The sequence below is a fragment of the Campylobacter sp. BCW_4323 genome, from assembly GCF_001763115.1.
Lineage (GTDB): Bacteria > Campylobacterota > Campylobacteria > Campylobacterales > Campylobacteraceae > Campylobacter_D > Campylobacter_D jejuni.
This window is the reverse complement of sequence record NZ_MJYC01000056.1, coordinates 1-1911: the sequence shown is the minus strand read 5'-3', so window position 1 is coordinate 1911 and position 1911 is coordinate 1. Positions and strand designations below refer to the sequence as shown.

The 1911-nt window shown below is 23.8% G+C and carries 4 protein-coding genes; all 4 read right to left on the bottom strand.

Going from position 1 to position 1911, the window contains the following annotated elements; genetic code table 11:
* Window positions 1–416: 416 nt before the first annotated feature.
* The gene (locus tag AJN60_RS04950; RefSeq protein WP_070285991.1) at window positions 417–671 is read right to left on the bottom strand and encodes a hypothetical protein; all 255 of its coding nucleotides are present in this window, start codon (window positions 669–671) and stop codon (window positions 417–419) included.
* 175 nt (window positions 672–846) lie between these two features.
* A complete protein-coding gene (locus tag AJN60_RS04945) occupies window positions 847–1116 on the bottom strand; it encodes a type II toxin-antitoxin system RelE/ParE family toxin (protein WP_002789000.1) in 270 nt (89 codons plus the stop codon).
* Window positions 1106–1327, bottom strand: coding sequence for a hypothetical protein (locus AJN60_RS04940; protein WP_070285990.1), 222 nt, complete (start codon window positions 1325–1327; stop codon window positions 1106–1108). The genes AJN60_RS04945 and AJN60_RS04940 overlap by 11 nt, the downstream gene beginning before the upstream one ends.
* Window positions 1328–1668: 341 nt before the next feature.
* Window positions 1669–1911, bottom strand: a 243-nt coding sequence (locus tag AJN60_RS04935; RefSeq protein WP_057038901.1) for a hypothetical protein, incomplete at its 5' end; no start/stop codon positions are given.

The window sequence follows — 1911 nt, the reverse complement described above, 5'->3', positions numbered from 1 at the left end:
TAAGCTTTTAGCTAAACTCTCAAAAACAGGTAAAAAATCCTTATCAAATCCGCTAATTTCAATTTTTATAGCCATTTGTATCCTTTCTTATATAATTTTTATTTTTATTATACCATAAAGGATTTTGTTGTAAAATTGGAAAAAACTTTTTTTATATATAAAATTACATAAATAAGACAATCAAAATACAATATAAAAGATTAAAGAATAGTAAAAACGGTTTTTTAAAAAAAACTAATATAAATATATGGTTAATTATATAATTAATCCTCCTCTAAGCCATCATTAATTCCTGCTTCTGCAAGTTCAAGCTGTTCTTTTTGATATACTTTCATCTTTAAAGGCTTCAAAACTTTTTTCCCATAAAACCTTTCTTTGCTCTATATATTCTTGATATTTACACATATTAATCCTTTTTATTTATCAGGTTTAAAACCACTATCTAAAATTATTTTTGTCATTGCACCTTTAAGTTTATCAAAACGATTTAAAGCTTGCATATTACTAACTCTAAGCAATCTTATTTTATCATCTTTTTTATAAAACACTTTAAAAACTTCATCACTTTGTTTGTGTTTTACTATATCATCTAAAGTAGGACTATCTATGAATTCATATTCTTTGGTAAAATCTTCATTTAAAACATCGAATAAATCTTGAGAAATAACCATTAGGATTAACTGGATCATAAGTATAAGAACTTACTACACATTCTCTCATAGCTTTTTATATTTCTTCTTGGGATAATTTTTTCATAGTGTTTTTCTTTTTTCTTTCTATTATGATATAAATGACTTAATATGTAGTTATGGATTTTTATAAACTTGATTAATTTAACTTCAATTATTAAAACAACTCGCTATGAGAACCTATATTAATACATGTTAAAATAAGTTTATCATCTTGTTTTTGATAAATTAAGAGCAAATCAGGTTTTACATGACACTCTCTAAGCTCTTTAAATTCACCTTTTAGTTTATGATCTTTGTATTTTCTTTCAAGAGTTTCATTGTTAGATAAGCGATAGACTATTTCATCTACTAAGTCTTTTTCTTTTAGCGTTAGCTTTTTATAGTTTTTCTTGTATTCTTTTAAAACTCTAATTTCATATTTCACGCATAGCCTTTTTATACTCATCAAAGTTTTTAAAAGTTTCATACTCTCCATTTTTCATTTCTTCTAAAGCCTTTTTCATAGAACTTTGTTTTTTCTCTTCTGGAGTATCATACTCTAACAAACAATAAGTAGCTTTTAAGCTTTTAGCTAAACTCTCAAAAACAGGTAAAAAATCCTTATCAAATCCGCTAATTTCAATTTTTATAGCCATTTGTATCCTTTCTTATATAATTTTTATTTTTATTATACCATAAAGGATTTTGTTGTAAAATTGGAAAAAACTTTTTTTATATATAAAATTACATAAATAAGACAATCAAAATACAATATAAAAGATTAAAGAATAGTAAAAACGGTTTTTTAAAAAAAACTAATATAAATATATGGTTAATTATATAATTAATCCTCCTCTAAGCCATCATTAATTCCTGCTTCTGCAAGTTCAAGCTGTTCTTTTTGATATACTTTCATCTTTAAAGGCTTCAAAACTTTTTTCCCATAAAACCTTTCTTTGCTCTATATATTCTTGATATTTACACATATTAATCCTTTTTATTTATCAGGTTTAAAACCACTATCTAAAATTATTTTTGTCATTGCACCTTTAAGTTTATCAAAACGATTTAAAGCTTGCATATTACTAACTCTAAGCAATCTTATTTTATCATCTTTTTTATAAAACACTTTAAAAACTTCATCACTTTGTTTGTGTTTTACTATATCATCTAAAGTAGGACTATCTATGAATTCATATTCTTTGGTAAAATCTTCATTTAAAACATCGAATAAATCTTG

Bases quoted from the DNA above. Each gene is read 5' to 3' on its own strand.
- AJN60_RS04950 (WP_070285991.1), bottom strand. From the start codon at position 671: ATGGTTATTTCTCAAGATTTATTCGATGTTTTAAATGAAGATTTTACC.
- AJN60_RS04940 (WP_070285990.1), bottom strand. From the start codon at position 1,327: ATGGCTATAAAAATTGAAATTAGCGGATTTGATAAGGATTTTTTACCT.